The 3,815-nt window shown below is 58.9% G+C and carries 3 protein-coding genes; 1 reads left to right on the plus strand and 2 read right to left on the minus strand.

Annotated features, from left to right (window positions below):
* Window positions 1-986 (minus strand): IS21 family transposase (gene istA, locus QZ196_RS17340; protein ID WP_296428628.1); only part of this gene is annotated, 986 nt, incomplete at its 3' end.
* Between the two features lie 82 nt (window positions 987-1,068).
* On the opposite strand from istA, the gene QZ196_RS17345 reads away from it, so the two are divergent.
* Window positions 1,069-3,354 carry a DUF3987 domain-containing protein gene (locus QZ196_RS17345; protein WP_296428631.1) on the plus strand — a complete coding sequence of 762 codons (2,286 nt, stop codon included), beginning with the start codon at window positions 1,069-1,071 and terminating at the stop codon, window positions 3,352-3,354.
* Window positions 3,355-3,576: 222 nt separating this feature from the next.
* Here the strand turns inward: QZ196_RS17345 and QZ196_RS17350 are convergent.
* Window positions 3,577-3,815 (minus strand): hypothetical protein (locus QZ196_RS17350; protein ID WP_296428633.1); only part of this gene is annotated, 239 nt, incomplete at its 5' end.

Consider the following 3,815-nt stretch of genomic DNA (forward strand, 5'->3'; position numbering starts at 1 on the left):
GAATAGTCGTTGCCGCGATACCGCACGAGCGACAGTGAGCTGACCCGAACCGATTGTTTGTCGCAGGCGTCGTACGGAACAGCTGGCAAAGGCTGAAGCCGTTCGGCATCACGGGCAAACCGTTCGCCAATAGTGCCTTTGTGACCTCGCAGCTTGTCATCCATGCGCTTGCTGCACTGTTCGGCCAGATGGGCATTGAGCTCATCAAAGCTGGCGAACCGGGGCTTGGGCACCATGAAGTTGCGCCGGGTGTACCCCACCATCCCCTCGACTTTGCCTTTGTCATTCCCCTTACCGGGACGGCCAAAACGATCCTCAAACAGATAGTGAGACACCAGTTCGGAGAATACTCGGGTTCGTTTGCGCTGGCCGTCCCCCATAATGCGGGCCACGGCAATCCGAGTGTTGTCGTACAGGATCGACACAGGAACGCCGCCGAAGAACGCGAACGCCGCGACATGTGCATCGCAGAACGCCTCGGTAGTCTCGGCCGGATACGCCTTCAAAAAACACGCATCCGAATGTGGTAGGTCCATCACCAGAAAGTGTATCTTCCGTTCAACGCCGCCGATGATGGCAAGCGCCTCACCAAAGTCAGCCTGAGCATGACCCGGTGGATGTGACAGAGGTACAAACATCTCCCGCTGACGCTGTTTGATCGCGAAGACGTAATTCCTCACAATCGTGATGCCGCCCTCAAAGCGATGTTCATCACGCAGTCGTTCAAATATCCGCTTCGACGTGTGTCTCTGCTTCTTGGGGACCAGGTTGTCTGCCTCAAGGATCTGATCGATAATCCCCGTAAAACCATCCAGCTTCGGGCGACGGATCGCTTTGTCGCGCCGATAACCTGGCGGGATCGAAAACCTCAGCATCTTCTCAACAGTGCGACGGTTGATCCCAAAAATACGCGCCGCTTCCCGACGGCTCATGCCATCAACAAGAACGGCGTGACGAACGCGCCCATACAATTCCACGTGCTTCAATCCCGCCCCCCGTCAAAACGAAGAGCCTAACAGGACAGGCCAATCAGCCCATCTGCGACAAGACAATCTCGCCGCTCACGTGGTGCAGTATTCCACCGGCGTTCTCACATCGTATATGGCGCGGTTCGGCGCACGGCTGGTCACCAATGGCTATGCCATTCTGCCGATCGGTCCAGGCACCAAGAAGCCCGGGCAGTTCAAGCGTGGGACGTGGGCAGACTACCCCGAGTGGAACCGGCACACCGAGCGCCCAACCACGGAGGTGGAGGTAACGACATGGGCGACCTGGCCGGAGTGTGGCATCGGCATCGTTGGCGGTGCGGTTGCTGCTGTCGATATCGACATCGTTGAGGATGCTGAACTGGCAATCCAGATCGAGCGACTGGCGCGCGACCGGCTGGGTGACACGCGCGCCCTGCGGATCGGAAAGGCCCCAAAGCGCATGCTGATCTACCGCACGGCTGCGCCGTTTCGGGGTATCAAGCACCATCCGCTGGAAGTGCTCTGCCTCGGCCAGCAGTTCGTGGTCTATGCCACCCACCCGGACACTGGCACGCCCTATACTTGGCCGGAGGAAGGTCTGGCCGATCTCGATATCACTGATCTGCCGGAAATCACCGCGGAGGCCGCAGCGGCGTTTCTGGACGAGGCCTATGCGTTATTGCCTGAAGCCCTGCGCCAGCGTGGGTTGGCAGCATCCACGTCATCTGCGAAACACCTACGTTCGCACAGTCAGATTGGCACAGTACCGGCGATTATTTCAGCGCTTGAATGGCTGCCCAATGACGAGCTGGACTATGACAGCTGGATGCGGATCGGCATGGCGCTGAAGGGCGCGCTTGGCGAGGCCGGGGCCGATGTCTTTGCCGATTGGTCCGCGCAGGCCGCAAAAGATGTGCCCCCAGCCACGGCCAAGGCCTGGGCCAGCTTCAAGCCTGACCGGATCGGTGCGGGCACGATCTATCACCTTGCGATGGAGCGCGGATGGCAGCCCCGGGGCGATCTGCGCCTTGATGGCAGCGTTGATCCAGAGGTGGCGCATCCAGCGGCGGGACTGTTGTCGAGATTGGGCGTTCAATCTGACCAGGGTAGTGAAACCCTGGCCAGCCCGCCGTTCACGCTGGTAATGCCGGACGGTCTGGTGGGCGATCTTACGGAGTACATGCTGAACACCGCCCGGCGTCCGCAGCCGCTGCTGTCGCTTGGGGCCAGCCTATGTGCCATCGGCGCGCTGATGGGGCGGCAATACCGCACGACAAGCAACCTGCGCTCAAACCTCTATGTTGTGGGAATCGCCGATAGCGGATCGGGCAAGAACCATGCCCGCGAGATCATCAACGAGACCTTCTTCGAGGCCGGCCTTGCCCACCACCTTGGCGGCAACAAGATCGCATCCGGCGCGGGGCTCTTGACTGCGCTGCACCGCCAGCCCGCGATCCTGTTCCAGATCGACGAGTTCGGCATGTTTCTGGCGGCCGCCGCTGACCGCAAACGCAGCCCGCGTCACATCACCGAAATCCTCGACAACATGACCGAGCTTTACACGGCAGCTGGTGGTATCTTTCTTGGTGCGGAATATGCCAACCGGGACGGGTCGAACGAGCGGCGGGATATCAATCAACCCTGCCTGAGTGTCTATGGCACCACGACGCCTTTGCACTTCTGGGGGGCACTCCAAGGCGCGAACGTCGTCGACGGCTCGCTTGCGCGCTTTCTGATCCTGCCGAGTGATGAGGATTACCCGGACGAGAACATCGCCGTGGGCATGCGCCAGGCCGATCCCGCGCTGATCGCCGGGTTGCAAAGCGTGGCCTCTGGTGGTGGGCTCCAGAAAGGCAATCTTATGGGCAAGACGGCGGATCAGAACACCACCGTGACGCCGATGATCGTGCCCATGACCGATGAAGCCCGGGCACGGTTCAACGCGCTCAGTGTCGAGTTGACGGGGGAGTTGCGGGCGGCCGCTGGTACGGCATGTACGGCGATCCTGGCGCGCATTGGTGAAAACGCGCTGAAGCTGGCATTGATCGTGGCGGTGGGGCGTGATCCTGCAAAGCCTGAAATCGATCTGACGGCCACAGAATGGGCCATTGATTTTGTGCGGTATTACGCGCAGCGGACCATGGCTGCGGTGGAGCGTCATGTGGCTGATACGGAAACCGAGGCCCATCTGAAGCGGCTTAAGGAAATTATCCGCGCAGCTGGATTCAAGGGGATCACCAAATCCGAGGTCACACGAGCATCACAGTGGTTGAAATCCCGCGACCGAAATGAGATTCTGGAAACGCTGATCGAAAGCGGGGATATCACCACCGGCATGCGTGAGACCGGCGGCCGTAGGGCCATGGTTTACCGAATTGTCAGGTGACCGACAGGCTTCTTTCAAAACGAGACTTTCTTCAATTGAAAGAAGTTGAGGTCTAAGTGGTTGTCCAAAAATGAATTTTTGACTTCCTTCACTTCTTTCAATCTTTCAAGAGGACACTTGTATATATGTGTGTGCTCGCGCGCGCGGTTAAAAAAGGAAGAGGTACATATTGAAATAAAAGAAATATTGAAAGAAGGTATATTATACATACTGTTCAACACTTTACGGGCCGACTTCTTTCAAATCTGCCCGTTGAAGGAATTGAAAGAAGTGCTGGACGGCCATCTCGCCCCGCACCTGACGTGACCAGACCACCCTTCGGGGCCTGGCGAGACCGCAGCCTTCACCGGCCAGCCCTCTCGCCTCGCTCGCCAAACCGAAGAGGAGGTCTGCATGACCCAACCCACACAAACCCCGCGCACCATCCTGGCGCTTGATCTGGGCACCACCACCGGCTGGGC

The organism is Yoonia sp. (assembly GCF_017854565.1).
In the GTDB taxonomy this organism is placed as follows: Bacteria; Pseudomonadota; Alphaproteobacteria; order Rhodobacterales; family Rhodobacteraceae; genus Yoonia.